At 67.3% G+C, this 25,525-nt stretch carries 26 protein-coding genes; 13 read left to right on the top strand and 13 right to left on the bottom strand.

From position 1 onward, the window contains the following. Positions 1–78: 78 nt before the first annotated feature. The 3 genes from KF707C_RS23850 to KF707C_RS23840 all read left to right on the top strand — a co-directional run bounded on the left by KF707C_RS23850 (position 79) and on the right by KF707C_RS23840 (position 6,361). Positions 79–3,807, top strand: coding sequence for a CHASE domain-containing protein (locus tag KF707C_RS23850; RefSeq protein ID WP_003456580.1), 3,729 nt, complete (start codon positions 79–81; stop codon positions 3,805–3,807). After that, positions 3,788–5,938, top strand: coding sequence for a putative bifunctional diguanylate cyclase/phosphodiesterase (locus tag KF707C_RS23845; RefSeq protein ID WP_003456579.1), 2,151 nt, complete (start codon positions 3,788–3,790; stop codon positions 5,936–5,938). Before KF707C_RS23850 ends, KF707C_RS23845 begins: the two co-directional genes overlap by 20 nt. A gap of 108 nt (positions 5,939–6,046) precedes the next feature. Then, positions 6,047–6,361 carry an EthD family reductase gene (locus tag KF707C_RS23840; RefSeq protein ID WP_003456577.1) on the top strand — a complete coding sequence of 105 codons (315 nt, stop codon included), beginning with the start codon at positions 6,047–6,049 and terminating at the stop codon, positions 6,359–6,361. Positions 6,362–6,409: 48 nt separating this feature from the next. Here the strand turns inward: KF707C_RS23840 and KF707C_RS23835 are convergent, their stop codons facing one another. The 4 genes from KF707C_RS23835 to KF707C_RS23820 all read right to left on the bottom strand — a co-directional run bounded on the left by KF707C_RS23835 (position 6,410) and on the right by KF707C_RS23820 (position 11,206). Beyond that, on the bottom strand, positions 6,410–7,315 hold the full coding sequence (locus KF707C_RS23835; protein ID WP_003456575.1) for an acyltransferase: 906 nt from the start codon (positions 7,313–7,315) through the stop codon (positions 6,410–6,412). 336 nt (positions 7,316–7,651) lie between these two features. Continuing rightward, a complete protein-coding gene (gene pta / locus KF707C_RS23830) occupies positions 7,652–9,691 on the bottom strand; it encodes a phosphate acetyltransferase (protein ID WP_003456573.1) in 2,040 nt (679 codons plus the stop codon). A 22-nt stretch (positions 9,692–9,713) separates the two neighbouring features. Next, positions 9,714–10,880 (bottom strand): acetate/propionate family kinase, encoded by a 1,167-nt coding sequence (locus KF707C_RS23825; RefSeq protein WP_003456571.1) that lies wholly within the window; start codon positions 10,878–10,880, stop codon positions 9,714–9,716. Further along, positions 10,880–11,206: a DUF3565 domain-containing protein gene (locus KF707C_RS23820; protein WP_081608147.1), complete on the bottom strand. Its 327-nt coding sequence runs from the start codon at positions 11,204–11,206 to the stop codon at positions 10,880–10,882. Before KF707C_RS23820 ends, KF707C_RS23825 begins: the two co-directional genes overlap by 1 nt. Here KF707C_RS23820 and KF707C_RS23815 point away from each other — a divergent pair. From KF707C_RS23815 to KF707C_RS23800, 4 genes are all read left to right on the top strand, one after another. Then, positions 11,175–11,660, top strand: coding sequence for an FKBP-type peptidyl-prolyl cis-trans isomerase (locus KF707C_RS23815; protein ID WP_003456568.1), 486 nt, complete (start codon positions 11,175–11,177; stop codon positions 11,658–11,660). The two genes, KF707C_RS23820 and KF707C_RS23815, sit on opposite strands and share 32 nt — an antisense overlap. A 128-nt stretch (positions 11,661–11,788) precedes the next feature. Further along, positions 11,789–12,271 carry a glutathione peroxidase gene (locus KF707C_RS23810; protein ID WP_003456567.1) on the top strand — a complete coding sequence of 161 codons (483 nt, stop codon included), beginning with the start codon at positions 11,789–11,791 and terminating at the stop codon, positions 12,269–12,271. Positions 12,272–12,437: 166 nt separating this feature from the next. Beyond that, the gene (locus KF707C_RS23805) at positions 12,438–13,028 is read left to right on the top strand and encodes a TetR/AcrR family transcriptional regulator (protein WP_231992290.1); all 591 of its coding nucleotides are present in this window, start codon (positions 12,438–12,440) and stop codon (positions 13,026–13,028) included. A 56-nt stretch (positions 13,029–13,084) separates the two neighbouring features. After that, the gene (locus tag KF707C_RS23800) at positions 13,085–14,197 is read left to right on the top strand and encodes an NADH:flavin oxidoreductase (RefSeq protein ID WP_003456565.1); all 1,113 of its coding nucleotides are present in this window, start codon (positions 13,085–13,087) and stop codon (positions 14,195–14,197) included. Positions 14,198–14,229: 32 nt separating this feature from the next. Here the strand turns inward: KF707C_RS23800 and KF707C_RS23795 are convergent, their stop codons facing one another. Further along, a complete protein-coding gene (locus KF707C_RS23795; protein ID WP_003456564.1) occupies positions 14,230–15,441 on the bottom strand; it encodes a glycosyltransferase family 4 protein in 1,212 nt (403 codons plus the stop codon). Positions 15,442–15,483: 42 nt separating this feature from the next. Further along, entirely contained in the window at positions 15,484–16,236 is a 753-nt protein-coding gene (gene cysZ / locus KF707C_RS23790) for a sulfate transporter CysZ (RefSeq protein WP_003456563.1), read from the bottom strand. Between the two features lie 284 nt (positions 16,237–16,520). Here cysZ and trxB point away from each other — a divergent pair, with 284 nt between their 5' ends. Beyond that, the gene (gene trxB, locus KF707C_RS23785) at positions 16,521–17,468 is read left to right on the top strand and encodes a thioredoxin-disulfide reductase (RefSeq protein ID WP_003456562.1); all 948 of its coding nucleotides are present in this window, start codon (positions 16,521–16,523) and stop codon (positions 17,466–17,468) included. A gap of 69 nt (positions 17,469–17,537) precedes the next feature. Here trxB and KF707C_RS23780 read toward each other — a convergent pair whose 3' ends face one another. From KF707C_RS23780 to KF707C_RS23755, 6 genes are all read right to left on the bottom strand, one after another. Further along, positions 17,538–17,879: a HopJ type III effector protein gene (locus KF707C_RS23780; protein WP_003456561.1), complete on the bottom strand. Its 342-nt coding sequence runs from the start codon at positions 17,877–17,879 to the stop codon at positions 17,538–17,540. Then, entirely contained in the window at positions 17,876–18,169 is a 294-nt protein-coding gene (locus KF707C_RS23775; protein WP_003456560.1) for a DUF1244 domain-containing protein, read from the bottom strand. The genes KF707C_RS23780 and KF707C_RS23775 overlap by 4 nt, the downstream gene beginning before the upstream one ends. Before the next feature lie 91 nt (positions 18,170–18,260). Next, complete coding sequence (gene folX, locus KF707C_RS23770; protein WP_003456559.1) at positions 18,261–18,632, bottom strand: dihydroneopterin triphosphate 2'-epimerase; 372 nt, start codon at positions 18,630–18,632, stop codon at positions 18,261–18,263. A 2-nt stretch (positions 18,633–18,634) separates the two neighbouring features. Then, entirely contained in the window at positions 18,635–19,195 is a 561-nt protein-coding gene (gene folE / locus KF707C_RS23765) for a GTP cyclohydrolase I FolE (RefSeq protein WP_003456558.1), read from the bottom strand. 22 nt (positions 19,196–19,217) lie between these two features. Further along, complete coding sequence (folM, locus tag KF707C_RS23760; RefSeq protein WP_003456556.1) at positions 19,218–19,928, bottom strand: dihydromonapterin reductase; 711 nt, start codon at positions 19,926–19,928, stop codon at positions 19,218–19,220. A gap of 215 nt (positions 19,929–20,143) precedes the next feature. After that, a complete protein-coding gene (locus KF707C_RS23755) occupies positions 20,144–20,713 on the bottom strand; it encodes an antibiotic biosynthesis monooxygenase (protein ID WP_003456554.1) in 570 nt (189 codons plus the stop codon). 229 nt (positions 20,714–20,942) lie between these two features. On the opposite strand from KF707C_RS23755, the gene KF707C_RS23750 reads away from it, so the two are divergent. Continuing rightward, entirely contained in the window at positions 20,943–21,890 is a 948-nt protein-coding gene (locus tag KF707C_RS23750; protein WP_003456552.1) for a MerR family transcriptional regulator, read from the top strand. A 193-nt stretch (positions 21,891–22,083) separates the two neighbouring features. Here KF707C_RS23750 and KF707C_RS23745 read toward each other — a convergent pair whose 3' ends face one another. Beyond that, the gene (locus tag KF707C_RS23745; protein ID WP_003456550.1) at positions 22,084–22,530 is read right to left on the bottom strand and encodes a PAS sensor domain-containing protein; all 447 of its coding nucleotides are present in this window, start codon (positions 22,528–22,530) and stop codon (positions 22,084–22,086) included. A gap of 104 nt (positions 22,531–22,634) precedes the next feature. On the opposite strand from KF707C_RS23745, the gene KF707C_RS23740 reads away from it, so the two are divergent. The 4 genes from KF707C_RS23740 to KF707C_RS23725 all read left to right on the top strand — a co-directional run bounded on the left by KF707C_RS23740 (position 22,635) and on the right by KF707C_RS23725 (position 25,501). Beyond that, on the top strand, positions 22,635–23,084 hold the full coding sequence (locus KF707C_RS23740; protein ID WP_036994294.1) for a flavodoxin: 450 nt from the start codon (positions 22,635–22,637) through the stop codon (positions 23,082–23,084). A gap of 155 nt (positions 23,085–23,239) precedes the next feature. Next, positions 23,240–24,022, top strand: coding sequence for a class II aldolase/adducin family protein (locus KF707C_RS23735; RefSeq protein WP_003456547.1), 783 nt, complete (start codon positions 23,240–23,242; stop codon positions 24,020–24,022). Positions 24,023–24,234: 212 nt separating this feature from the next. Continuing rightward, positions 24,235–24,486 carry a hypothetical protein gene (locus tag KF707C_RS23730; protein ID WP_003456546.1) on the top strand — a complete coding sequence of 84 codons (252 nt, stop codon included), beginning with the start codon at positions 24,235–24,237 and terminating at the stop codon, positions 24,484–24,486. A gap of 103 nt (positions 24,487–24,589) precedes the next feature. Then, positions 24,590–25,501: an SDR family oxidoreductase gene (locus KF707C_RS23725; RefSeq protein ID WP_003456545.1), complete on the top strand. Its 912-nt coding sequence runs from the start codon at positions 24,590–24,592 to the stop codon at positions 25,499–25,501. Positions 25,502–25,525 lie beyond the last annotated feature (24 nt).

Raw genomic sequence — 25,525 nt, 5'->3', positions numbered from 1 at the left:
CTCCGCTGAGCCTTTTGCACCGCGGACCGGCGTTCCCCGGGAATCGCCGCCGCGGCCATGGAGTGGACAGGAGACCGCATGGACGTACGCCAATCCCCCCTTTCCCGACAATACCTGCTGCCCCTGCTGGCGACCCTGGCCCTGACGCTGGTGTTCGGCGGCCTGGTGCTCTGGCAGTGGTACGCGCTGGAGGCCCGCAACCAGGCCGCCCACGAGCAGCGCTTCAGCCTGGAGGCCGCCGAGATCGCCCAGCGCGTCGCCGTGCGCATGCGTGCCTATGAAATGGTCCTGCGGGGCATGTCCGGGCTGATGGTGGGCAGCGACGACGTGTCCTTCGAGGAGTGGTCCCGGGCCACCGACCAGTTGCACCTGCAGGATCGCTACCCCGGCATCCAGGCCCTGGCCTGGGCGCGCCTGGTGCGGCAGGACGAGCTGGACCGCTTCGTCGGCGAAATCTGGGACCAGGGGCGTCGCGAGTTCAGGGTCTTCCCGCCGGGCCCCCGGGACGACTACCTGGTGATCCAGTTCAGCAGCCCGCTGGACTGGCGCAATCGCCGCTCCCTGGGCTTCGACATGCTCAGCGAGCCGGCCCGCCGGGAGGCGATCGAGCGGGCCCGTGACAGCGGCGAGGCGAGCCTCAGCGGCCCGGTGAAGCTCAAGCAGGAAACCGACCAGGACGTGCAGGCCGGCTTGCTCCTGTACATGCCGGTCTATCGCACCGACGCCCCCATCACCACCGCCGAGGAGCGCCGCGCGGCCCTGCTCGGCATGGTCTACGGCGCCTTTCGCGCCGAGGACCTGATGGCCGGCATCCTCGGCCCCCAGAGCGCCCTGTTCCGGATCGACATCCAGGACTCGGGCAGTCCCGGCATGCTCCTGCTGCGTGAAACCCCCGACGGGACGACGCCCCGCTTCCAGCAGACCCGGGAGCTGACGCTGTTCGGCCGTAGCTGGGTGCTGGGCATCAGCAGCACGCCCGACTACGAGAGCATGCTGGGCAATGACCGGGGCGACTTCAGCCTCTGGACCGGCCTCGCGGCGGCGCTGCTGCTCTCGCTGCTGGCGGGGGGCTATCTCTACCAGCGCGAGCGGCGCCTGCAGATCAGCCTGGCCGCCACCCGTGAGCTGGGCGAGCGCGAGGAGCGCTTCCGCCTGTTGCTGCAGCACCAGCCGCTGGCGGCGCTGACCTGTGACGACGAAGGGCGGATCGAGATGGCCAACGCCCGCGCTGGGGAGTTGCTCGGGTGTTCGGCGGAGGCGCTCCAGGGGCAGCGGCTGCGGCGCTTCCTGCCCGGCCTGGCGGACCTGGGCGCGCGGGTGGCGGAGCAGCGTCCGGCCGAGTTGTCCGAAGGGGAGGCGCTGCTGGAGGAGGGCGAGCGCGTCGCCGTCGCCTACGGCCTCAGTACCTTCAGCCACGACGGCGAGCGACGTTACCTGATCAACCTGGTGGACATGCAGGCACGGCGTAGCGCGGAGGAGCGTTTCCGCCTGGTGGTGGAGGCGTCGCCCAACGCCATCGTGCTGGTGGACACCGCCGGCCACATCGCCATGGTCAACCGTCAGACCGAGCAGTTGTTCGGCTACTCCCGCCAGGAACTGGTGGGGGCGCCTGTGGAAATGATGCTGCCCGACGCCCTGCGCGAGGCCCACGTGGCGATGCGCGAGGGCTTCCAGCGCAAGCCCGAGCAACGGCGAATGGGCAGCAACCGCGAACTCTTCGGCCAGCACCGCGACGGCCGGATGATTCCCCTGGAGGTCGGCCTGTCGCCTATCCGTACCGGCCGCGAATTGCTGGTGCAGGCGGTGATCATCGACATCAGCGAGCGGCGGGCGTCCGAACAGCGCCTGCGGGACCAGGCCGAGCAGTTGATGCTGGCCAACCGCTACAAGTCTGAATTCCTCGCCAACATGTCCCACGAACTGCGCACGCCGCTGAACAGCATCCTGATCCTCAGCGACCAGCTGCGGCAGAACATGGTCGGCAACCTCACCGAGAAGCAGACCCGCCACGCCGACATCATCCACCGCGCCGGCAGCGACCTGCTGCAACTGATCAACGATGTGCTGGACCTGGCCAAGGTGGAAGCCGGACGCATGCAGCTCAAGCTGGAGCCGCTGAACGTGCAGGACATGCTGGCGGAACTGGACGGCAGCCTGCGGCCCATGGCCGAGATCAAGGGGTTGCGGCTGTCCACCCATGTCCTGGCGGGCGTGCCGAGGGTGGTCCACAGCGACCGGGTACGGCTCCACCAGATCCTGCGCAACCTGCTGTCCAACGCCCTCAAGTTCACCGAGCAGGGCGAGGTGGAGCTGTCCGTGGAACTGGACCCGGCGGCGGCCATCGACGAGCGCGAAGTGCTGCGCTTCACGGTGCGCGATACCGGCATCGGCATTCCCGAGGAACAGCACGAGCGCATCTTCCAGGCCTTCCAGCAGATCGACGGCTCCACCAGCCGGCGCTTCGGCGGCACCGGCCTGGGCCTGGCCATCACCCGCCAGCTGGTCCAGGCCCTGGACGGCGAAATCAGCCTTGAAAGCCTGCCGGGGCGGGGCTCCAGCTTCATCGTGCGGTTGCCCGTGGCCGTCGCCCCGAACCAGCCCCGGGAGGAAGACGAGCCATCGCAGCCGTTGCGCGGGGGCCAGGGGCCGGAAGTGCTGATCGTCGAGGACGATGTCGACTTCGCCTCGGTGATCGCCGAGGCGGCTCAGGCCCACGGCTTCACCAGCGTCCACTGCCGCAGCGGCAAGCAGGCCATCGCCCTGCTGCAGCACGAGCGCTTCGCGGCGGTCATCCTCGACATCCTCCTGCCCGACATCAGCGGCTGGCAGATCTACCGGCGCCTGCGCAGCCATGCCAACCACCGCACCACGCCGGTGAACATCCTGTCCTGTGTGCCCCAGCCCCAGGACTGGAGCGAGGACGCCACCCGCTATCTGGTCAAACCCATCGCCCGGGAGGACCTGGAGCAGGTGTTCCAGGACCTGGAGGGCGGCGTCCAGCCCCAGGCGAGCCGGTTGCTGCTGGTGGAGGACGTGGAGGTGGAACGCGAGCACTACCGCGAGCACCTGGAGCAACTGGGCTTCGAGGTGGTGGCCAGCGGCAACGGCGAAGGCGCTCGGCAGGCCTACGCCGAGCAGGACTTCTCCGCCCTGGTGATCGACCTCGACCTGCCGGACCAGGACGGTTTCGAACTGCTCGATAGCCTGGACCGCCAGCGTTCCCTGGAAGGTTCGCGGGTGGTCATCAACACCGGCGTCGACGTCAACCAGCAGACCCTGCAGCGGCTGCGCCGCTACTCGGCGGTGGTGGTGCGCAAGGCCGGCGAGGACCTGGACAACCTCAGCTCGGCGGTGCAGGGCTTCCTCGCCGGCCTGCGCCAGCCGCACCCCGGCACGCCCCAGGACCCGCTGGAGGGATGCCGTGTGCTGCTGGTGGACGATGACGTGCGCAACATCTATGCCCTGAGCGCCCTGCTGGACGAGATCGGGCTCAAGGTGACCCCGGCCAAGGATGGCGAGGAAGCCATCGAGTGCTTCCTGCGGGAACCCTTCGACCTGATCCTGATGGACATGGCCATGCCGCGCATGGACGGCTACACCGCCACCCGCCTGCTCAAGCTGGAGCACGGTTGCGTCATTCCCATCATCGCCCTGACCGCCCATGCCATGAAGGGCGACCGGGAGAAATGCATCACCGCCGGCGCCGACGATTACCTGGCCAAGCCGGTGAGTCGCCAGGAGTTGCTGGACATGCTCTATCGCTGGCTGGAACGAAATGGAGGTCGCCATGGCGCGCCCGCAGCCTAAGCAACAATCCGCCTCCAGCATCCTGCTGGTGGTGGACGATCGCCAGGAAAACCTCGTCGCCATGGAGGCGCTGCTGGACGACGGCGAATGGCAGGTGCGTACCGTGGACTCGGGTGAGGCCGCGCTGCAGTGCCTGCTGGAGGAGGAAGTGGGGCTGGTGCTGCTGGACGTGCAGATGCCGCGCATGGACGGCTTCGAAGTGGCCAGGCTGATGCGCTCGAGCCCGCTGACCCGCTACACGCCGATCATCTTCATTTCCGCCATCGCCCACACCCAGGACGCGGTGTTGCGCGGTTATTCCTCCGGCGCGGTGGACTTCATCCTCAAGCCCTTCGACCCCCAGGTGCTGCGGCACAAGATCCAGTCTCTGCTGGCCCACGAGCGCAACCGCCGTGACCTCCTGCAACTGAGCCAGCAACTGGACAGCGCGCGGGCCTTCAATGCCTCGGTGCTGGAGAACGCCGCCGAGGGCATCCTGGTGGTCGGCGAGGACGGCCTCATCAGCTTCGCCAACCCGGCCATGGCGCAGATGCTCCAGGGCTCGGTGGCCGACCTGGAGGGCTCGCCGCTGCTGGACCTGATCGGCCACCCCGAGGTGGGGCGCGAGTGGCGAGATTCGACGTTCTTCCGGCATTGGCGACAGGGACAGACCTACCGCTTGCACGACGCCAGCCTGAACACCTTCAGTGGCGAGCGCCTGCCGGTGGCCCTGTCATCCTCGCCCCTGCCGCGCCTGCAGCGCTCCATGGTGGTCATCGCCCTGGACATGTCGGTGGTTCGCCAGCTCCACGCCCAGCTGGAATCCCAGGCCATCACCGACGCCCTGACCGGCCTGCTCAACCGGCGGGGGTTCCACCAGTCGCTCGAGGCGTCCCTGGCACGCATCGAGCGCAATGGCCGGCGCATGGCGGTGCTCTACCTGGACCTGGACGGGTTCAAGCTGATCAACGATTCCCTGGGGCACGAGGCCGGCGACCGGGTGCTGCGGCGGGTGGCCGAGCAGTTGAAGCACTGCCTGCGCCCCTACGACATCCTGGCCCGCATGGGCGGCGACGAGTTCACCGCGCTGCTGGACGAACTGGAGCACCCGGAGGATGCCGCGCGGGTGGCGGAAAAGCTCATCGAGCTGGTGTCGGTCCGTCATCGCATCGAGGGGATCGACGTCACCCTCGGGGCCAGCGTCGGCATCGCCTGCTTCCCCGAATGCGGCCAGTCGGTGGACGGCCTGCTGCGGGCGGCGGACATCGCCATGTACGAGGCCAAGCGCGCCGGCCGCCAGCAGTACCGCTTCTACTCGCCGGAAATGAATGGCCGCGCCCGCTCGCGCCTGATGCTCGAAGAGAGCCTGCGCAACGCCATCGAGAACAAGGACTTCCACCTGGTCTACCAGCCCCAGATCCACCTGGAAACGGGGCGCCTGCGGGGCTTCGAGGCCTTGCTGCGCTGGGAGCACCGGGTGGCGGGCACCGTCGCCCCCAATGTCTTCATCCCGCTTCTGGAGGAAACCCGCCTGATCAACCGCCTGGGGGACTGGGTCCTGCGCGAGGGCGCCAGCCAGTGCAGCGCCTGGCGGCCACGCTTCGGCGATGACCTGGTGATCAGCCTCAATGTCAGCCCGGTGCAATTCGGCATGCCGCAGCTGGTGGATGACCTGCGCCGGGTGCTGGAGGCATTCGCCCTGCCGCCCCAGCAACTGGAGGTGGAAGTCACCGAAAGCGCCCTGATGCAGGACCTGGAGCTGACCCGCGAGCAGCTTCGCCAACTGCGCGAACTCGGCGTGCGCATCGCCATCGACGACTTCGGCACGGGTTATTCGTCCCTGGCCTACCTGCGTCACTTCGAGCTGGACACCCTGAAGATCGACCGCCTGTTCGTCGCCAACATGCTCGACTCGCCACGGGACGCCGCGGTGGTCAGCACCATCATCGACCTGGGGCGGCACCTGGGCCTGGAGGTCATCGCCGAGGGTGTGGAGACCCTCGCCCAGCGGGACTGGCTGCTGGCGCACGGTTGCACCTTCATGCAGGGGTTCCTGGTGGCGCCGGGACTGCCTGTGGCCAAGGCCGAGGCCTTCCCCGGCGTGGTGGACTGGGGAGCGCTGCGAGCCCCGGCGGTGCTCACCAGCACCTGACGGCGGAAAGCGGCAGAGGGCCAGCATGCATGGGCGCAAAGCGGGCCTACACTGGCCAGAAGGGGTTGCGGGGATCACGCCTGCGGCCTGTCGTGAAAAGGAGGCTCCATGTACTGCTTCGTTGTGGCGTATCCGAACGCTCCGGGCGCCAAGTTCGACTTCACCTATTACTGCGAGGAGCACATTCCACTGCTGGCCCGCCTCATCGGCGAAAACCTGGTGAAGGTCGAGATACGCAAGGGGCTTGCCGCCGTCGACGGTGCCGTGGCGCCGTTCATCTGCATGGCCAACATCTGGGTGCTCTCGGTGGAGGAGCTGCGCGAGACCCTTGAGCTGAACGGGGACGAGATCAGCGCCGACATTTCAAACTACACCAACCTGGCACCGCTGCTGCAGGTGGACGAGGTGATCCAGACGTCCTGAGCCCGGCGCTCAAGCAAAAGCCCCGTCGAACGACGGGGCTTTTGCGTATCAGGCCGGGGGGAACTGCCGGTGCAGGTCCGCCAGTTGGGCGTCCTTGGCTTCCCAGAGCTGGTTGACCCACTGCTGGAAGGCCAGGCGGTACTCCGCGTCCTGGTCGTAGCTCTTGCCGATGAACTCCGGGGGGATGTCCAGCGGTTCGATCCGCACCACCACTGACCGCAGGCGGCCGCTCAGCAGGGTCCAGAAGCTCGGGTTGCCGTCGGGGTAGTGCAGGGTGACGTTCACCAGGGCGTCGAGCTGCTCGCCCATGGCGTCCAGCACGAAGGCCACGCCACCGGCCTTGGGTTTCAGCAGGTAGCGGAAGGGCGATCCCTGCTGCCGGTGCTTGTCGGGCGTGAAGCGGGTGCCTTCGAGGAAGTTGAAGATGCCCACCGGATTGTCACGGAACCTGGCGCAGGTCCGGCGGGTGGTTTCCAGGTCCTTGCCCTGCTTCTCCGGGTGCCTGGCCAGGTAGGCCTTGGAGTAGCGCTTCATGAAGGGGAAATCCAGGGCCCACCAGCACAGCCCGATCACCGGTACCCAGATCAGCTCCTGCTTGAGGAAGAAGCGCAGCAGCCGGGTGCGGCGGTTGAGCAGGTACTGCAGGACCAGGATGTCCACCCAGCTCTGGTGGTTGCTGGTCACCAGGTAGCTGTGCTGGTAGTCCAGGCCGTCGAGCCCCTTCACGTCCCAGCGGGTATTCCGCACCAGGCGCATCCACAGCTTGTTGCAACTGATCCAGGCCTCGGCGATGGCCGCCGGCGCCCAGCCGAGAAATCCCTTGGCGAAGCGGAACGGCAGCAGCAGCTTGAGCAGGGTGACGGCGAACAGCGGCCAGCACCAGAACAGGGTGTTGAGGGCCAGCAACAGCGCCGCCAGTGCGCCGCGCAGGGAGTGGGGGAGGAAACTGAGCATGAAAGGGATGGAGCCTCACCGTGGGGTGGTCGAGGCCACCTCGTTATGGACTGGCCCGCCGCGATCCCTGGCCGCGAGCCTGTTCTGGCGGCAAAGGGTAACGGTTGTTCACTCAACTGCAAGCGCAAAGGGTGACCGGCGGGTCGAGGGAGCCGGGAACACCGGGGCGACCTTTGCGAGCACGCTCGCTCCTAGTAGGAGCCGGCTTGCCGGCGAATGGTGCGACTCGGTTCGCGAGCAAGCTCGCTCCTACAGCGGAACCTGGTCGTGTAGGAGCCGGCTTGCCGGCGAATGGTGGGGATGGGTTCGCGAGCGAGCTCGGTCCTAAGGCGGGGCTCAGCCGTTCCGGGCCTCCCCGCCGGCCGTGGCCTGGATCGCCGTCAGGGCGATGGTGTGGATGATGTCGTCCACCTGCACGTTGCGCGGCAGGTCGTTCACCGGTTTGCGCAGGCCCTGGAGCATCAGGCCGCCGTTGACCGCCGGGTTGGCCTGCTGTGCGTCCTTCCAGGCGGCGTCGCCGCTGGCGAGGTCGGGGAAGACGAACACCGTGGTTTCACCCTCGCAGGCGCTGGCGTAGGGCAGGGGACCTTCCACCGCGAGACCGGGGCGGGCGCTTCGCACCAGGTCGAGGGCTTCGCGGACGCGGGCGCGCTGGGTGGCATCGGCCGGGTCGCCGATCAGCGCCACGCGGGGCTCGATCCCGAGGGCGGCGGCGGAGTCGGCGCTCTGCAGGGCGATCTCCGCCAGGCCCTGGGCGTCCGGCTCCGGGTTCACCGCGCAGTCGCCGTAGATCACCACCTGCTCCGGCTTGAGCATCAGGTACACCGAAGACGCGATGCGGTAGCCGGGAGCCGGCTTGATCAGTTGCAGGGCCGGGCGAATGGTGGTGACGGCCGGTCGCAGGGCGCCTGAAACCAGTCCGTCCACCTCGTCCAGGGCGAGCATCATGGTGCCCAGCAGCACGGTGTCCTCCAGTTGGGCCGCCGCCATGGGCGCGTTCAGGCTCTTGTTCTGGCGCAGTTCCACCATGGGTTGCACGTAGCGTTCGCGGATCAGGTCCGGGTCGAGGATTTCCAGCCCCTCCGGCAGCTCGATGCCCTGAGCGCGGGCCACGGCACGCACGTCCTCGGGCTTGGCCAGCAGCACGCACTGGGCGATGCCGCGGGCCTGGCATGCGGCGGCCGCCTGCACGGTGCGGGGCTCGCTGCCCTCGGGAAGGACGATGCGCTTGCCGGCGAGCTGCGCCTGGCGGATCAGCCGGTGGCGGAAGGCCGGCGGCGACAGGCGCTGGTCGCGGGGGGCGCCGCAGCGGGCGCGCAGCCAGTCCAGGTCGAGGTTGCGGGCGACGAACTCGGTGACCTTTTCCGCGCGCTCGCGGTCGTCCACCGGGATTTCCTTGTTCATCCGGTTCAGGTTGGTGGCGGTGTCATAGGTGCCGGTGGCGACGCCGAGCACCGGCAGGCCGCCCTGCAGGGCTCCCCGGCAGAGCTCCAGGGTGCGCGGGTCGGGCTGGATGTCGCTGGACAGCAGCAGGCCCGCCAGGGGCACGCCATTCATGGAGGCCAGGCTGGCGGCGAGGATGATGTCGTCGCGGTCGCCGGGGGTCACCACCAGCACGCCGGGCTTGAGCTGCTGCACGGTGTTGGGCACGGTGCGCGCGCACACCACGATCTTCTGCACGCGGCGTTGGTCGTAGTCGCCGGCGTTGATGACCTGGGCGTCCAGCAGGTCGGCCACGTCGCGGGTGCGCGGGGCGTTCAGCTCGTCCAGCCAGGGCACGCTGCCCAGTACGCGGAAATCGTTGCCCCGCAGCAGTGGCGATTGTTCTTTGAGACGCTGTGCGAAGTCGGTGTCGCGCACCTTGTTGAGGATCACCCCGAGCACCTTCGGGTCGCGCGGGCCGCCGAACTGCTGGGCCTGGATCTCCAGCCGGTCGGACAGTTCGGCGAGGCTCTCGTCCTCGGGGGCCGCCACCAGGATCACGTCGGCGTCGAGGCTGCGGGCCAGGTGGAAGTTGATCCGCGCGGCGTAGCTGGCGTGGCGCGTGGGCACCATGCCCTCGACTATGACCACGTCCTTGCCTTCGGCGGCCTGGCGATGGAGTCCGGTGATCTCCTCCAGCAGTTCGTCCAGTTGGCCGTCGGCAAGCATCCGCTCCACCTGGGACTGGGCCAGGGGACGCGGCGGTTGCAGGCCGTGGGTACGGGCCACCAGTTCGGTGGAGCGTTCCGGGCCGAGGTCGCCCGGGTGGTTCTGGGCCACGGGCTTGAGGAAGCCGACCTTCAGCCCCGCGAGTTCCAGGGCGCGTACCAGGCCCAGGCTGGTGGAGGTGAGGCCGACGCCGAATCCGGTGGGGGCAATGAAGAACGAGTGCATGGGGCTCCTTGGCAAGGGTGGTTCAGGCAAGCAGGGCCAGTGTGTCGAGGGCGATCTGGCGTTCCTCGTTGGTCGGCACCACCAGCACGCGCGGATGGCCGCGCTTGTGGATGGGACCGGCGACGCCGCGCACGCAGAGGGCGTTGGCGTGGGTGTCGAGGGCCAGGTTGAGCAGCCGCAGGTGATCGACCGTGCGGCTGCGCACGAGGGGGGAATTCTCGCCGATCTCGCCGGTGAAGATCAGCCCGTCCAGCCGGGGCAGGGCGCAGCCCACGGCGGCCAGTGTCTTGGCCAGGCGATAGCAGTACACCTCGATGGCCAGGGTGGCGCCGGCGTGGCCCTGTTCACGGGCCTGTTCCAGGGCGCGCAGGTCTCCGGACAGTTCGGAAAGTCCGAGCAGGCCGCTTTCCTGGCGCAGGACCTGGTCGATCTTCTCAAGGTCCCAGCCGAGGCTGCGGTGCAGCTGGGTGTAGAGGTGCGGGTCGATGTCGCCGCTGCGGGTGGCCATCACCAGGTTCATGCTGGCGTCGAGGCTCTGGCCGTTGACGATGGCGCAGGCGGACGCGTGGTCGCCCAGGTGGGCCGACAGCCAGCAGCTGTCGCCGCTGGCGAGTCCGCTCAGTTCGGCGGCGCGGTGGCTGACGAAGCGGTGGCTGTTGCCGTGGAAGGCGTAGCGGCGCAGGCCGTGCTCGCGGTAGACGGCATCCGGCAGCGCCAGGCGGTAGACGTGTTCCGGCATGCTCTGGTGGAACGCGGTGTCGAATACCGCCACGTGGGGCAGGTTGGGCAGCAGGTGCAGGGCCGCCTCGATGCCGGTGATGCTGGCGGGCATCTGCTGCGGCGCCAGCGGGGCCAGGGCCTGGAGGCGACGAATCACCTGGGCGTCGATGCGGCAGGCGGCGCTGAACAGTTCGCCGCCGTGCAGCACATGGTGGCCGACGCCGTGGAGCTTGCCGCCGGCGGCGCCCTGGACGATGGGCAGCAGTTGGGAGAGGGCGGCGCGGTGGTCGGCGTTGGGGATCATCAGGCTGTCCTTGTCGCCGCCACGCTGCCAGTGCAGTTCCGCGTTGCGGGTGCCCAGCCCCTCGGCGCGGCCATGGAGCATGAACCGGCTGTGGGCCTCGTTCACCAGGGCGAAGCGCAGGACGTGCCTGCGGGCGTGGATGACCAGGATGTTGCGTGCCGGCATCAGGGTTCCTCAGTGGTTTCGGGGGGCAGTCCCTGGGCGCACCAGCCACAGGGGAAGGGCGTCTCGAGCAGGGCGGCGCGGCGCTCGGGATCGAGCACCCAGGGGCGCGATTGCCAGGGTGGCTGATGGCGCAGGTGCTGGGTATGACCGCAGGAAAGCACGGCGACCCAGTGACCGTCTTCGTCCTGTCTGTAGCCGACAATTCGGGGCCGTCTGTCCGCGTTCGGGTCGCAATCGACCGGCCGCGCGGTTAAACTTTTGCGTTCATCATTCATTCCCAGAAGGTCTCGCACCATGCTGATCGCCGCCAACAAGGCCGTGTCCATCGACTATACCCTTACCAACGACGCCGGTGAGGTGATCGACAGCTCCGCCGGCGGCGCCCCGCTGGTGTATCTGCACGGCGCCGGCAACATCATCATCGGTCTGGAGCGCGCACTGGAAGGCAAGCAGGCCGGTGACGAACTGAGCGTCGCCATCGAGCCGGAAGACGCCTATGGCGAGTACAGCGCCGAGCTGGTGGCTACCCTGAACCGCGCCATGTTCGAAGGCGTGGACCAGCTGGAAGTGGGCATGCAGTTCCACGCCTCCGGCCCGGACGGCGGCATGCAGATCGTCACCATCCGCGACATCGACGGCGACGACGTGACCGTCGACGGCAACCACCCCCTGGCCGGCCAGCGCCTGAACTTCAAGGTGAAGGTCGTCACCGTTCGCGAGGCCAGCGACGAAGAGATCGCCCACGGTCACATCCACGGCGAAGGCGGTCACCATCACTGACCGGTCGTCCGCGACTGCCGACCCGGCAGACCGCGAATCGGCTGCTAAGCTGAGAAAACCGAAAAGGCGCCCCGGGGCGCCTTTTTTGTCCGCTGTGAAATCCCCTGAGATGCTTCGAGGAGTCAGTCATGAGTGCCTTTCACGACCTCAATCTGCGCGCGCTCGACGGCCAGGATCTGCCGTTGGCGCCCTACAAGGGCCAAGTGGTGCTGGTGGTGAACGTTGCGTCCAAGTGCGGCCTGACTCCCCAGTACGCCGGGCTTGAGAAGCTCTACCAGCAGTATCGGGACAAGGGCTTCACCGTGCTGGGCCTGCCCTGCAACCAGTTCGCCGGGCAGGAGCCGGGCAGCGAGGACGAGATCCGCGAATTCTGCAGCCTCAACTACGGGGTGACCTTCCCCCTGGGCAGCAAGATCGAGGTCAACGGCTCGGCGCGTCATCCGCTCTATCGCCTGCTGGCGGGCGAGGGCGCGGAATTTCCCGGCGACATCACCTGGAATTTCGAGAAGTTCCTGGTGGGCAAGGACGGCCGCGTGCTGGCGCGCTTCTCGCCGCGCACCGCGCCGGACGATCCCGGCCTGATCCAGGCTGTCGAGAAGGCCCTGGCCTGAGCGATCTGCCGCCTCCCTGACCGTCCGCGAAACGCCCGAGGCCGGTCGTTCGCCAGCACGCCGGCTCCCGCGTTCAGGGTACCGATCACCTCCTGGCTTGTGGCGCGCGATCAGCGCGGTGGATAGTGCTGTGCAGGGCGAGACGACCGGTCATATGCTCGCCGCCATGAACAGCATCCGACTCGACAAGCGCGACCTCATCCTCGCCAGGGGCTCCCAGGTGATGACGCGCCGTGGCTATCACGGCACCGGGGTGCAGGAAATCGTCCAGGCCGCCGGCATTCCCAAGGGCTCCTTCTATCACTACTTCGCCAGCAAGGAAGACTTCGCCCTGCAGGCCCTGGAGCACCTCTACCGGCCGCGCCTGGAGCGCTACGCCCAGGCCCTGGGGAACCCGGCCCTGAGTCCTCGCCAGCGCATCCTCGGCTACTACCGTGACCTGCTGGCGCACTTCTCCAGTCGCGAGAAGCCCGAGTACCACTGCTTCATCGGCAGCCTGAGCTTCGAGATGGCCGAGCTGTCGCCCGCCATCGGCGAGCAGGTGGACGGTCTTCTCCAGGGCTCCGTGGACATCCTCCAGGCCTGCCTGGAGGAAGCCGTGGCCGCTGGTGAACTGCCCGCCGAGGAAGATTGCGCCAACCTGGCCGCCTTCATCACCAATGCCTGGCAGGGTGTGCTGACACGCCTGAAGGTGGCGGGCGGAACCGCCCCCATGCAGGCCTTCGTCGACCGCCTGGAACGCCTGCTCCGGGCCTGATCATGCAACGCCTTGAAACCGATACGACCGGCCGTCCGGCCGGCACAGGAGACCCCATGACCGCTCCCGCACACGCCCTCTTCGAGCCCTTTCGCCTGGGCAACCTGGAACTGCCCACCCGCGTGGTGATGGCCCCCATGACCCGCAACTTCTCCCCGGGCGGCATCCCCGACGCCCAGGTGGTGGAGTACTACCGTCGCCGCGCCGCCGCCGGCGTCGGCCTGATCGTCACCGAGGGCACCACCGTGGGTCACAAGGCCGCCAATGGTTACCCCAATGTGCCGCACTTCTACGGCGACGAGGCCCTGGCCGGCTGGAAGCAGGTGGTGGATGCCGTGCATGCCGAAGGCGGCAGGATCGTTCCGCAGCTCTGGCATGTCGGCGCGGTGCGCCGCCTGGGCACCGAGCCCGACCCGAGCGTGCCCGGCTATGGCCCCACGGAGAAGGTCAAGGACGGCAAGGTGCTGGTCCATGGCATGACCCGCGAGGACATCCAGGAGGTGATCGCCGCCTTCGCCCAGGCCGCCCGCGACGCCCAGGCCATCGGCATGGACGGCGTGGAGATCCACGGCGCCCACGGCTACCTGATCGACCAGTTCTTCTGGGAAGGCTCCAACCAGCGCACCGACGAGTACGGCGGCAGCCTGGCCAACCGCTCGCGTTTCGCCATCGAACTGGTCCAGGCCGTGCGCGCGGCGGTGGGCCCGGACTTCCCCATCATCTTCCGCTTCTCCCAGTGGAAGCAGCAGGACTACAGCGCCCGCCTGGTGACCACCCCCGAGGCCCTGGGCGAATTCCTCAAGCCGTTGTCCGACGCCGGTGTGGATATCTTCCACTGCTCCACCCGCCGCTTCTGGATCCCCGAGTTCGAGGGCTCCGACCTCAACCTGGCCGGCTGGACTCGTGAACTCACCGGCAAGCCCACCATCACCGTGGGCAACGTCGGCCTCGACGGCAGCGAGTTCCTGCAGTTCTTCGGCCACACCGAGGAAGTGGCCCAGCCAGCCAGCATCGATGGCCTGCTGGAGCGCCTGGACAAGGGCGAGTTCGATCTGGTGGCCGTGGGCCGCGCCCTGCTGGTGGACCCCGAGTGGGCCCTGAAGGTGCGCGATGGCCGCATCGGCGACATCAAGCCCTTCAGCCGCGCGGCGCTGGGCACCCTGGCCTGACCTGGCCGATGCCGCACCGGCCTTCCCTCCGACTAGGTCGGCGGCGGGAGGCCGGTCCCCAGTGGCGTTTCCGTCAGCGGGCCGCGGGCCATCAGCAGGTACTGCTCGAACTGCCGGATGATGGCCTCCCAACCCTGGCGCCCCGCGTGGGTACGGGCATTCAGTCGTACCCGGCGCAGGCGCTCCGGGTCTTCCAGCAGCCATAGGGCCGCCTCGCTGAAGCTGGCCGGCTCGTCCGGCAGGGCGAGGGCGCCATTGTGGCCGTGGCGAATATGCTGGGCCGCCGCGGCCTGGTCGAAGGCCACCACCGCCAGCCCCGAGGCCAGGGCCTCCAGCACCACGTTGCCGAAGGTTTCCGACAGGCTCGGGAAGAGGAACAGGTCCCCCGAGGCGTAGTGGCGTGCCAGCTCCTCGCCGCGCTGGACGCCGCAGAACAGCGCGTCGGGATGGGCTTTCTGCAAGGCGCCGCGCTGCGGACCGTCGCCCACCACCACCAGCCTCAGGCGTCGCTGTGGATAACGTTGCTGCAGGCGCTGTAGCGCCTCGCCCAGCAGCCCGAGGTTCTTCTCCACGGCCAGGCGGCCGACATGCAGCACGGCGATGTCGTCCTCCCCCAGGCCCCACTCCGCGCGCAGTCCGGGGCAGCGACGGGCCGGGTTGAACAACTGGCCATCGACACCCCGGGAGAGCAGTTGCAGGCGCTCGAAGCCACGCCGGGTGAGGTCCTGCAACTGGCTGGCGCTGGGCACCAGGGTCAGCCGCGAGGTGTTATGGAACCAGCGCAGGTAATGGGTCAGCACGCGGGTCAGCAGGCCGGCGCCGTAGTGCCCGGTGTATTGCTGGAAGTTGGTGTGGAAGCCGCTCACCACCGGAATGCCCAGGCGCCGCGCCGCGCGCAGGGCGGAGAGGCCCAGGGGCCCTTCGGTGGCGATGTAGAGGACGTCCGGCGTTCGCTGGCGCCAGCGACGCAGCAGCTTGTGCAGGCTCGATTGGCCCCATTGCAGGCCCGGATAGCCCGGCAGGGGCCAGCCACGAATCAGCAGCAGGTCGTCGTCGCTGCGCCGGCCCTGGTCACAGGCCTGGCGCGGGCGCACCAGCTGCAGGCGGTGGCCGGCCGCACGCAGGCCGTCGCAGAGGCGGCCCAGGGTGTTGGCGACGCCATTGACCTCGGGCAGGAAGGTTTCGCTGATCAGCGAGATGTACAGGGGCGCGATGCTCATGATCGCAGTGTCGACACGGGCCATGTAGCCCGTGTGACACTCAGGTGACGCTCTTGTGAAAGCGGCTCAGCGGGGATCGGCGAGTTGCTTGTCGCCACCCTCGCGCACCCAGAACAGCGTGGCGCCGGCCACGGCGGCGGGCATCATCACGACGTTGACGAAGGGGATCATCAGCGCGAGATAGGTGATGCCGCCAAAGCCCAGGCTCTGCCAGCGCTTCTGTCGCAGCCAGGCGAGCATCTCGTTCCAGCCCAGCTTGTGGTTGTCCGCCGGGTAGTCGATGTACTGCACCGCCATCATCCAGATGCCGAAGATGATCCACAGCGGGGTGGCCAGCAGGTTCACGCCGGGTACGAATGAGAGGATCAGCAGGGCGCCGGCGCGCGGCAGGAAGTACGCCAGCTTGCGCATTTCCCGGCCCATGGTGCGCGGGATCATCGCCAGCAGTTCGCCCCAGCTGAAGGCGGGGAAGTCATCCGTGCCACGCACCACCACTTCCACCTTCTCGGCGAGGAAGCCGTTGAAGGGGGCGGCGATGATGTTGGCCAGCAGGGTGAAGGTGAAGAACACCAGCACCAGCACCAGCAACACGAACAGCGGCCAGATCAGGTACTGGAGAAAGCCCAGCCAATCCGGCAGCGTGGGCATCAGGGCGTCCACCCAGCCGCTGAACTCCTGGATCGCGAAGCCGATCAGCGCGGCGAACAGCAGCAGGTTGACGGTCAGTGGCAGCAGGACGAACAGGCGCAATCCGGGGCGCAGGACCAGTTTCAGTCCTTCGCCGAGGTATTGCGGCCCGGTGAGAGCAGGTGCAGGCATGAGGGTCCCCCAGGGTTGAAAACGCGCCGACCTTAACGGCTTTGGCCCGATTGTGAACAGGCCGGAAACGGTCGGAAGCAATTTTGATCGGTCTTTGGCCAATAGGTGCCGCCTATGGCGTGCATTGAGAGCGGGTATTTCCGCTATCGGGCATGCCTCGGTAACCTTGCGCCCATTCCCGGCCCCCGTGAGGGGCCGGTTCCGATTCTACGGGGCCCTGCATCCAAGCCTTCCCCAAGTGCGCAGCGGTCCCTTTTTATTGCCCGCAAGGGTGGGAGTCCGTCATGTCCGAAGCACGTCATTCCCGGGTCATCATCCTCGGCTCCGGCCCCGCCGGATACTCTGCCGCGGTCTATGCGGCCCGCGCGAATCTCAAGCCACTGCTGATCACGGGGCTGCAGGCTGGTGGCCAACTGACCACCACCACCGAGGTGGACAACTGGCCGGGCGATCCCCACGGCCTCACCGGCCCGGCCCTGATGCAGCGCATGCAGGAACATGCCGAGCGCTTCGAGACCGAGATCGTCTTCGACCACATCAACGCCGTCGACCTGGCCGCGCCGCCCTTCACCCTGGTGGGTGACAGCGGCACCTACAGCTGCGATGCATTGATCATCGCCACCGGCGCCAGCGCCCGTTACCTGGGGCTGCCCTCCGAGCAGGCCTTCATGGGCAAGGGCGTGTCCGCCTGCGCCACCTGCGACGGCTTCTTCTACCGCAACCGCGAAGTGGCGGTGGTGGGCGGAGGCAACACCGCTGTCGAGGAGGCGCTGTACCTGGCCAACATCGCCAGCAAGGTGACCCTGGTGCATCGTCGCGAAACCTTCCGTGCCGAGAAGATCCTCCAGGACAAGCTCCAGGCGCGGGTGGCCGAGGGCAAGATCGAGCTCAAGCTGAACTTCGAGGTGGACGAGGTGCTGGGCGACGCCATGGGCGTCACCGGGGTTCGCCTGAAGGGCACCGACGGCGGCTTCGACGAACTCAAGGTGGACGGTCTATTCGTCGCCATCGGCCATACGCCGAACACCGCCCTGTTCGAAGGTCAGCTGGCCCTGAAGGACGGCTACCTGGTGGTGAACGGCGGCCGTGACGGCAACGCCACCGCCACCAGCATCCCCGGCGTCTTCGCCGCCGGTGACGTGGCCGACCATGTCTACCGCCAGGCCATCACCTCCGCCGGTGCCGGCTGCATGGCCGCGCTGGACGTGGAGCGCTACCTCGACGCCCTCTGAGTCTCGGGACAGCTGCAAACAAAAAGCCCGCATCTTCGGATGCGGGCTTTTTGCTGCGCCAGGGGCCGATCAGCCCTTGCGGCTCAGCGGCTGGCGCTCGAAGCGCACGCCTTCCAGGCCGGTGTCCATCAGGGCGCGGATATTGCCGTGATCGCTGCCTTCCGGCGTGGCCAGCACGGCACGGTAGTGCTCGCCGAAGGCCAGCAGGGCTTCCTCCCGGGTGAAGCCTTCCAGCAGGGCCAGGCCCAGGGTCTTGCAGGAGCCTTCGTTCTGGCCGGCGGCGTTTTCCACCGGCCCGTTGCTGAAGGCGCTCTGCTGGTAGTCGTAGCCGGCGGCGATGAAGGCCAGGGTGTCAGCGAAGGCGTGTTCGCCGCTCTGCAGGCTGGCGCGGAAGTCGTTCAGGTCGGTCATTCTTTGTTCGCTTTGTTGAAGGCCGCTTGCTGCTCGGCGCTGGCTTCTTTCTGGTACTTGGCTTTCCAGTCGGCGTAGGGCATGCCGTAGATCTCCTCGCGGGCCTGGTCCGGCGTCACGTCGACGCCCAGGTCGTCGGCGGCGGCCTTGAACCATTTGGACAGGCAGTTGCGGCAGAAGCCGGCGAGGTTCATCAGTTCGATGTTCTGCACATCGGGGCGGTTGCGCAGGTGTTGCACCAGACTGCGGAAGGCGGCGGCCTCGATCTCAAGGCGTTCTTGCTCGGTCATGGCAGGATTCTCCTGGGGCTTTCGGGAGGAACTGGCCCGGATGATAAGAGCCCGACCCGGCCCGGGCAATCGACAGAACGGCCCAACCGCGTCAGCGGTGGGCGGTCAGGGTGATGGACACCGATTCGGCGTAGCGCAGGGCGTGGGGCTTGTCCACTTCCACTTCGGCGTAGCGCACGCTGGGGTTGGCCATGACCAGGTCGAGGATTTCCTGGGTCAGGCGCTCCAGCAGGGCGAAGCGGTTTTCCTCCACGTGGCGGATGATGGCCTTGGTGATGGTGCGGTAGTTGAGGGCGTGCTCGATATCGTTGCAGTCCACGGCCTCGCTGGCCGGGTAGAGGATGGTGAGGTTGATCAGTACATCCTGCTTGTTGAGGATTTCCTCCTCCTTGATTCCGATGAAGGTGCGCAGGCGCAGGTCCTTGACGCGGATACGCGCCATTCCGGGCTCCAGTCGCGGCATTCTCAGTTGCTCCGTCCAATCAGTTTCAGGAATTCGTGGCGGGTGCTCTGGGACTGCCTGAAGGCGCCCAGCATCACAGAGGTGCTCATCACCGAGTTCTGCTTCTCCACGCCGCGCATCATCATGCACATGTGCTTGGCCTCGATCACCACCGCGACGCCCGCGGCGCCGGTCACCCGCTGCACCGCCTCGGCGATCTGCCGGGTGAGGTTCTCCTGGATCTGCAGGCGGCGCGCGTACATGTCGACGATCCGCGCCACCTTGGACAGGCCCAGCACCTTGCCGGTGGGAATGTACGCCACATGGGCCTTGCCGATGAAGGGCAGCAGGTGATGTTCGCAGAGGGAGTAGAGCTCGATGTCCTTGACCGTCACCATCTCGTCGTTGTCGGACGAGAACAGTGCGCCATTGACGATCTCCTCCAGGCTCTGCTCGTAGCCATGGCAGAGATAGCGCATGGCCTTGGCCGCGCGCCTGGGCGTGTCGCGCAGGCCTTCGCGCTGAGGGTCTTCACCCAAGCCCAGGAGGATTTCCCGGTAATGCGGGGACAGGTCTTCGTTCATCTCGGCAGTCCTTGCGGCCAGGTCACTTGAGGTGGCGGCCGCCATTGAGGGTCAGGGTGGTCCCGGTTACGTAGGGATTGTCCAGCAGGTAGCGCAGGCCCTGGTACACCACTTCGGGGCCCGGTTCGATGCCCAGTGCCGATTTGGCCAGGGTCTTCTTGCGGTATTCGTCATCGTCGTCGGCATTGAACATCACCAGCGCCGGCGCGATGCCGTTCACCTTGATATGGGGGGCGAAGCGTGCGGCGAAGGACAGGGTCAGGTTGTCCAGGCCGGCCTTGCTGGCGCAGTAGGCGACGCGATTGGCGCTGCCCTTGCGCGCCACATCGTCGCTCAGGTGGATGATGTCCGCCGGGTCGCTGCGGCGCAGCAGGGCCTCGCCGTGCAGGTTGATCAGGTAGGGCGCCAGCATGTGCACGCTGAACATGCGCTGGAAGGCCTCGGCTTCCGCACCGGGCGTTTCCTTCAGCCAGTCGGAGGCGTTGTGGATGATGGCCCGCAGGCTGTCGGTCTGGGCCTTGAGCTGCTCGATGAAGGCGAGGATCCCGGCTTCGCTGGAGAAATCCCCGAAGAGGGCGATGGCGCCACGTTCACGCAGGCGCTCGATGCTGTCGCGCTCGGTGCGGTAGCTGACGATGAGTGCATGGCCGTCGTCCAGCAGGCGCTCGGCGCAGTGCAGGCCGACGCGCTGGCTGGCGCCGGTGATGAGAATGGGAGCGGACGGGCGGCTCATGGAGGCCTCGTTCGGAGGGATGGGCCCGGCAAGGCCGGGGGGAACCCTTATAAACTTATACCAGGCCCTTTATTTGTACAACTCTACGACACCTCGACAGTCGGCCAGCGGTGCCTGTTTCCCCCGCAAGTGCTTGATTAAAGAGGGGTCTCCGATAGCGATTGATGGAATCTTGAGTTGTACATTTATTTAGTGTGTATAACTCTTGTTCCATCCTAGCGGGGCTGAATCGCCATGCCGGGTCGGCTGCCCGCCGCACGGGACGCCTTCAACCAGGGCGCCAGCAGTCGGGTGGACAGGGGGATGAACCAGTAGGTCATCAGCGGCGTCAGTGCCAGGGTGCTGAGGAGGATGCGCAGGGTCAGGGGCAGGTCTGCCAGCCAGTCGCCGAAGAGCAGGTTGAATGCCAGGGAGACCGGGAAGAACGCCAGCCAGATGGCGACGCTCTGCTTCCAGCGCGGTGGCCGTTCCTCGGCCATGCCGAACCAGGCATCCAGGCCCAGGGCGCGGTGCTCGTGGGGCTGCTCGAACAGGCCGGTGCCTCGTTCCAGCCAGGCGCGGCGGGACGCGGAATGCTCCCAGGCGGCCAGGGTGGGTTCGTCGGCGAAGCGGAAGATCATCTGGAATTCGTCGTCGTCCGGCGGCGGGGCCAGGACGCCGGAACCCAGGTATCCGGGGAAGTCGGCGGCCAGTTGTTCGCCTTCGCGAAGCCAGGCCATGAAATCCTGGTAACGCTCGCGGGCGACGCGACGAGCCACCATGAGGGTGACGGGATCGGCAGACATCGTGTATCTCCTTGCAGCGGGCCGCACCCGGGTAGGGCGGGGCTCAGTACGCGGCGCCGGGATGTTGGGCCGCGTTGAAAGACAGGCAAGGATTATTCCGTTTTTTTCTCAATGCGCCAGCGCCAGGGATGACCGGCGGGTCGCGCCGCGCCATTCGGGCGCTGACGCATTGGAATCGTCGGAACTCGGTTTAAACTCCCTGTATTTCCAGTCCTGATGACCCCCCACCATGACCGAATCCGGTGCATCCCTCGCCGCCCTGGCCCTGAAACAGGAAGAACTCTTCCCGATCCGTGAGGTTTCGCGGCTGACCGGCGTCAATCCGGTCACCCTGCGGGCCTGGGAGCGGCGTTATGGCCTGATCCAGCCGACCCGCACCGACAGCGGCCACCGGCTCTATTCCCTCGCGGACGTGGAAGCGGTGCGCAGCATCCTCTCCTGGATCGAGCGCGGCGTGTCGGTGAGCAAGGTGGGCAAGCTGCTCGCCCGCAGCCAGGCGGCCCGCGTGCCGGCCGCGCCGGTCTACCAGGAGGTGGCTTCGGGCGAGTGGAGCGAGTGGCGTGCGCAGGTGCGCGGCGCGCTGTCGAGCCTGGACGAGGCCGAGCTCGAGCGGGTCTATGGCCAGGTGTTCTCCACCTACCCGCTGCCGGTGGTCTTCGCCGATGTCCTGATGCCGGTCTGGCGCGATCTGCTGTTGCGCCAGGACGAGGTCGGCCGGGGCAGCGAATGGGCGCTCCTCGACAGCTTCCTGCGTGGCCGGGTGCTGCAGCGCCTGCAACTGGCCCGCTGCGGACAACCGGAGCGGGTGCTGCTGGCGCCGCTCTCCGCCCAGGAGCGGGAACTGGAGCTGCTGGTGACCGGCCTGTTGCTGGGCAGCGACGAGGTGTCGGTCAGCGTCCTGGGACTCGGCCAGCCCTTCGCCGAACTGGAGAGGGTCTGCGAGCGCCTGCGGCCCCAGGCCCTGGTGCTCTTCTCCCACCAGCCTCCAGGGGACGACCTGGCGGCCAGCCTGACGCGCCTCGCCCTGGGGCTGGACTGCCCTCTGGCGCTGGCCGGGGAGACCGCCGACCTGCTGGCCGAGGAGCTGGAAGGCACACCGGTGGCCTGCCTCGGCAGCGAAGGGCGCCTGATGCAGCGCCGGCTGCGACAGTTCCTCGCGGGACATCTGGATACCTGAGGGTAATCATCACCCCCCACATCGACCGTCTGGCGACTCAGGCGCGGGCGTCCCTTGCCTGAAGGGATGCAGTAATCTATACATTAAGTTGTACATTAATCATGTTTGTATAGATTATGTCTGCGCAACCGGTAGCCCCGTCGTGACCACTTCTTCAGGCTGCCGGTTTTTTTATGCCCGCCGGCACCGCGACTCAGCCCTTGAGCGCGGCGAGTTCGGCGCGGACAGCCGCCAGTTCGGCCTCCAACTCCCTGACCCGCTGCCTGGCCTCCACCTGTTCGGTGACGTTCTTCTGGATGCCAATGAAGTAGGTGAGCTGGTCCGACTCGTTGAACACCGGGGTGATGGACAGCTCGTTCCAGAAGGCGCTGCCGTCCTTGCGGTAGTTGCGGATCACCTGTCGGCAGGGCTGTCCGGCGCGGATCGCCTGGCGAATGGCGGCCAGGCCCAGTTGGTCGCGGTCCTCGCCCTGGAGGAAGCGGCAGTCCTGGTAGAGGATGTCGTCCCGCTTGTAGCCGGTGAGGCGTTCGAAGGCGGCGTTGGCGTAGATGAGGATGTTGTCGTCGCCTTCCTGTTCGGCGACCACGATGCCGTCATTGGAGGCATCGACCACCAGTTGCAGCAGCTTGGCATTGATCATGTGCGTAACTCGTCGATCGGGACCGCCAGAGTCTAAGTCATCCTGAAGCCAACGGCAGTTGCGGCATAATGCTCGACCTTTCGCACCTGGAATCGGAGTCTGCAATGAAAGTCGCCATCCTGTCCGGCTCGGTCTACGGCACCGCCGAGGAGGTCGCCCGCCACGCGGAGCAACTGCTCAAGAACGCCGGCCTGGACGCCCAGTACCTGCCCCGCGCCAGCCTGGAACAACTGCTCGCGTTCGATCCCGAAGCGCTGCTGACCGTCACCGCCACCACCGGCATGGGCGAACTGCCCGATAACCTGCTGCCCCTGTACAGCGAGCTTCGCGATCGCCTGCCGAACTGGCGCGGCCGTCCTGGCGCCATCCTGGCCCTGGGGGATTCCAGCTACGACCAGTTCTGCGGCGGTGGCGAACTGATGCGTGAGCTCTACCTCGAACTGGGGCTGCGTGAAGTGGTGGAGATGGAGCGTGTGGATGCCAGCGAGACCGTCTCCCCGGAGCGGGACGCCGAACCCTGGCTGGCCCGTTTCGCCGAGGCGCTGAAAGCCTGATACCCGCGTGGCCCCTGCAGGAGCCGGCTTGCCGGCGAAGGAGGCGAAGGCGCGGCTCTGACCTGCAAGGCCATCATCCTGGCTGCCAAGGCGACTATCGCCGAGGCGGCCCCTGGCTAGACTCCTCGGACCCATAACAACAACGAGGATCCGCCATGACCGCCGCCCAAGCCCTTCCGTCCCTCGACCTCAAGGACCAGGTGTCCGCCGCCGAATGGCAGACCCGCGTGGACCTGGCCGCCTGCTACCGGCTGATCGCCCTCTACGGCTGGGACGACCTGATCTTCACCCACATCTCGGCCAAGGTGCCGGGTACCGAGGACTTCCTGATCAATCCCTACGGGCTGATGTTCCACGAGATCACCGCCTCCAGCCTGGTGAAGATCGACCTGGCCGGCAACAAGCTCATGGACAGCCCCTACGACATCAACCCGGCCGGCTACACCATCCACAGCGCTGTGCACGAAGTGCGCCCGGATGTGGGCTGCGTGCTGCATATCCACACCCCGGCGGGCATCGCCGTGTCGGCGCAGAAGAGCGGCCTGCTGCCGCTGTCGCAACAGTCGCTGTTCGTCCTCGCCAGCCTGGCCTACCACGGCTACGAAGGCGTGGCCCTGCACCATGAGGAGAAGGCGCGGCTGCAGGCCGACCTCGGCCAGGCCAATTTCATGATCCTCCCCAACCACGGCCTGCTCACCGCCTTCGGCAGCATCGCCGACGCCTTCCTCGGCATGTTCACCCTGCAGCGTGCCTGCGAGATCCAGGTCATGGCCCAGGCCGGCGGCGGCGAACTCATCCACATCCCGCAGCCGATCCTCGACGGCGCCAGCGCCATGATCGCGGGCGTGATGAAGACCTCCCAGGGCATGGGCGGTGCGCTGCCCTGGCCGGCACTGCTGCGCAAGCTGGACCAGCAGATGCCCGGCTACGCGCAATGACCTCCACTGGCCAGGACAACCCCCTGGCGGACCTCCTGCCGGCTAGAGGGGCACAATAATTCGGGCCTCCAGCCAGAACTCACGGAAATACGAGCCTGATCCAGAGCAGAATCGGATTCGTCCGTATCCAAATCACTGGGGGACGGCTCTAGCATTCCGGGCTTCGTCCATCAGCCGGGCAGGGTCCTGCCCGGTGCCTGGGAGGCCTGGCCATGCTGTTCCGTTTCCTGGTGTTCCTCTATCCCGTCATCCGCACCCTCGGGCCGCCCCTGGCCGGCCTGCTGCTGGTGGCCGGCATCAGCCTGATCGGCTACACCATGCTCTACGGCGCCGAGCTCTGGAGCTGGTTGGGGGCCACGGCCTGCCTGTTCCTCTCGGCGGCGCTGGCGCTGCTCTGCCACAGCTACACCTGGTGGCTGTTCAAGCTGCGGCCCCAGGGATGCCTGTTCATCCCGATCAAGTAGCGTCGCCCTTATCGGGCACCATTCATGGCGGCTCGCATTCTTGTGGGGCGGGACCGGCTGCCGGAGACTCGGCCGATACCCCGACCTGCCAAGGAGCCCAGCCATGAGCGATGCAATCCGTTTCGAAGACAAAGTCGTCATTGTCACCGGTGCTGGCGGTGGCCTCGGCCGCGCCCATGCCCTGTTGTTCGCCCGTCACGGCGCCAGGGTGGTGGTCAACGACCTGGGCGGCAGCACCCACGGCGAAGGGGCCAACGCCTCGGCGGCTGACCGGGTGGTGGCGGAAATCCGCGAGGCCGGTGGCACCGCCGTGGCGAGCCATGACTCGGTGACCGACGGCGACAGGATCGTGCAAGCCGCACTGGACCACTTCGGCCGCGTCGACGTGGTGGTGAACAATGCCGGCATCCTGCGCGACAAGACCTTCCACAAGATGGAAGACGCCGACTGGGACCTGGTCTACAAGGTCCACGTCGAAGGCGCCTACAAGGTCACCCGCGCCGCCTGGCCGCACCTGCGCGAGCAGGGCTATGGCCGGGTGATCTTCACCTCGTCCACCTCGGGCATCTACGGCAACTTCGGCCAGTCCAACTACGGCATGGCCAAGCTCGGTCTCTACGGCCTGACCCGCACCCTGGCCCTCGAGGGCCGCAAGAACAACATCCTGGTCAACGCCATCGCCCCCACCGGCGGCACCCGCATGACCGAAGGACTGATCCCGCCCCAGGTGTTCGAGCAGCTCAAGCCCGAACTGGTCAGCCCGCTGGTGGTGTTCCTCGGCAGCGAGCAGTGCCAGGAAACCTCCGGCCTCTTCGAAGTGGGCGGCGGCTGGATTGGCAAGGTGCGCTGGGAGCGCAGCCTGGGCGCCGGCTTCGACCCGCGCGAGGGGTTCAGCGTCGAGGACGTGGCGGCCCACTGGCAGCAGATCTGCGACTTCGAAGGCGCCGCACACCCGGCGGACAACGTCGAGGCGCTCAAGGAAATGATGGCCAACCTGCAGAAGTACGCCCTCTGATCCCGCCTGGCTCCGCCATCGGGC

This window comes from Pseudomonas furukawaii (genome assembly GCF_002355475.1).
GTDB lineage: Bacteria > Pseudomonadota > Gammaproteobacteria > Pseudomonadales > Pseudomonadaceae > Metapseudomonas > Metapseudomonas furukawaii.
The sequence above is the reverse complement of the archived record's forward strand: the minus strand, read 5'-3'. Positions and strand labels throughout refer to the sequence as shown.

Excerpts from the sequence above, each read along its gene's own strand:
- KF707C_RS23850 (WP_003456580.1), top strand. The coding sequence starts at position 79 with ATGGACGTACGCCAATCCCCCCTTTCCCGACAATACCTGCTGCCCCTG.
- KF707C_RS23845 (WP_003456579.1), top strand. The coding sequence starts at position 3,788 with ATGGCGCGCCCGCAGCCTAAGCAACAATCCGCCTCCAGCATCCTGCTG.
- KF707C_RS23840 (WP_003456577.1), top strand. The coding sequence starts at position 6,047 with ATGTACTGCTTCGTTGTGGCGTATCCGAACGCTCCGGGCGCCAAGTTC.
- KF707C_RS23835 (WP_003456575.1), bottom strand. The coding sequence starts at position 7,315 with ATGCTCAGTTTCCTCCCCCACTCCCTGCGCGGCGCACTGGCGGCGCTG.
- pta (WP_003456573.1), bottom strand. The coding sequence starts at position 9,691 with ATGCACTCGTTCTTCATTGCCCCCACCGGATTCGGCGTCGGCCTCACC.
- KF707C_RS23825 (WP_003456571.1), bottom strand. The coding sequence starts at position 10,880 with ATGCCGGCACGCAACATCCTGGTCATCCACGCCCGCAGGCACGTCCTG.
- KF707C_RS23815 (WP_003456568.1), top strand. The coding sequence starts at position 11,175 with ATGCTGATCGCCGCCAACAAGGCCGTGTCCATCGACTATACCCTTACC.
- KF707C_RS23820 (WP_081608147.1), bottom strand. The coding sequence starts at position 11,206 with ATGGACACGGCCTTGTTGGCGGCGATCAGCATGGTGCGAGACCTTCTG.
- KF707C_RS23810 (WP_003456567.1), top strand. The coding sequence starts at position 11,789 with ATGAGTGCCTTTCACGACCTCAATCTGCGCGCGCTCGACGGCCAGGAT.
- KF707C_RS23805 (WP_231992290.1), top strand. The coding sequence starts at position 12,438 with ATGAACAGCATCCGACTCGACAAGCGCGACCTCATCCTCGCCAGGGGC.
- KF707C_RS23800 (WP_003456565.1), top strand. The coding sequence starts at position 13,085 with ATGACCGCTCCCGCACACGCCCTCTTCGAGCCCTTTCGCCTGGGCAAC.
- KF707C_RS23795 (WP_003456564.1), bottom strand. The coding sequence starts at position 15,441 with ATGGCCCGTGTCGACACTGCGATCATGAGCATCGCGCCCCTGTACATC.
- cysZ (WP_003456563.1), bottom strand. The coding sequence starts at position 16,236 with ATGCCTGCACCTGCTCTCACCGGGCCGCAATACCTCGGCGAAGGACTG.
- trxB (WP_003456562.1), top strand. The coding sequence starts at position 16,521 with ATGTCCGAAGCACGTCATTCCCGGGTCATCATCCTCGGCTCCGGCCCC.
- KF707C_RS23780 (WP_003456561.1), bottom strand. The coding sequence starts at position 17,879 with ATGACCGACCTGAACGACTTCCGCGCCAGCCTGCAGAGCGGCGAACAC.
- KF707C_RS23775 (WP_003456560.1), bottom strand. The coding sequence starts at position 18,169 with ATGACCGAGCAAGAACGCCTTGAGATCGAGGCCGCCGCCTTCCGCAGT.
- folX (WP_003456559.1), bottom strand. The coding sequence starts at position 18,632 with ATGCCGCGACTGGAGCCCGGAATGGCGCGTATCCGCGTCAAGGACCTG.
- folE (WP_003456558.1), bottom strand. The coding sequence starts at position 19,195 with ATGAACGAAGACCTGTCCCCGCATTACCGGGAAATCCTCCTGGGCTTG.
- folM (WP_003456556.1), bottom strand. The coding sequence starts at position 19,928 with ATGAGCCGCCCGTCCGCTCCCATTCTCATCACCGGCGCCAGCCAGCGC.
- KF707C_RS23755 (WP_003456554.1), bottom strand. The coding sequence starts at position 20,713 with ATGTCTGCCGATCCCGTCACCCTCATGGTGGCTCGTCGCGTCGCCCGC.
- KF707C_RS23750 (WP_003456552.1), top strand. The coding sequence starts at position 20,943 with ATGACCGAATCCGGTGCATCCCTCGCCGCCCTGGCCCTGAAACAGGAA.
- KF707C_RS23745 (WP_003456550.1), bottom strand. The coding sequence starts at position 22,530 with ATGATCAATGCCAAGCTGCTGCAACTGGTGGTCGATGCCTCCAATGAC.
- KF707C_RS23740 (WP_036994294.1), top strand. The coding sequence starts at position 22,635 with ATGAAAGTCGCCATCCTGTCCGGCTCGGTCTACGGCACCGCCGAGGAG.
- KF707C_RS23735 (WP_003456547.1), top strand. The coding sequence starts at position 23,240 with ATGACCGCCGCCCAAGCCCTTCCGTCCCTCGACCTCAAGGACCAGGTG.
- KF707C_RS23730 (WP_003456546.1), top strand. The coding sequence starts at position 24,235 with ATGCTGTTCCGTTTCCTGGTGTTCCTCTATCCCGTCATCCGCACCCTC.
- KF707C_RS23725 (WP_003456545.1), top strand. The coding sequence starts at position 24,590 with ATGAGCGATGCAATCCGTTTCGAAGACAAAGTCGTCATTGTCACCGGT.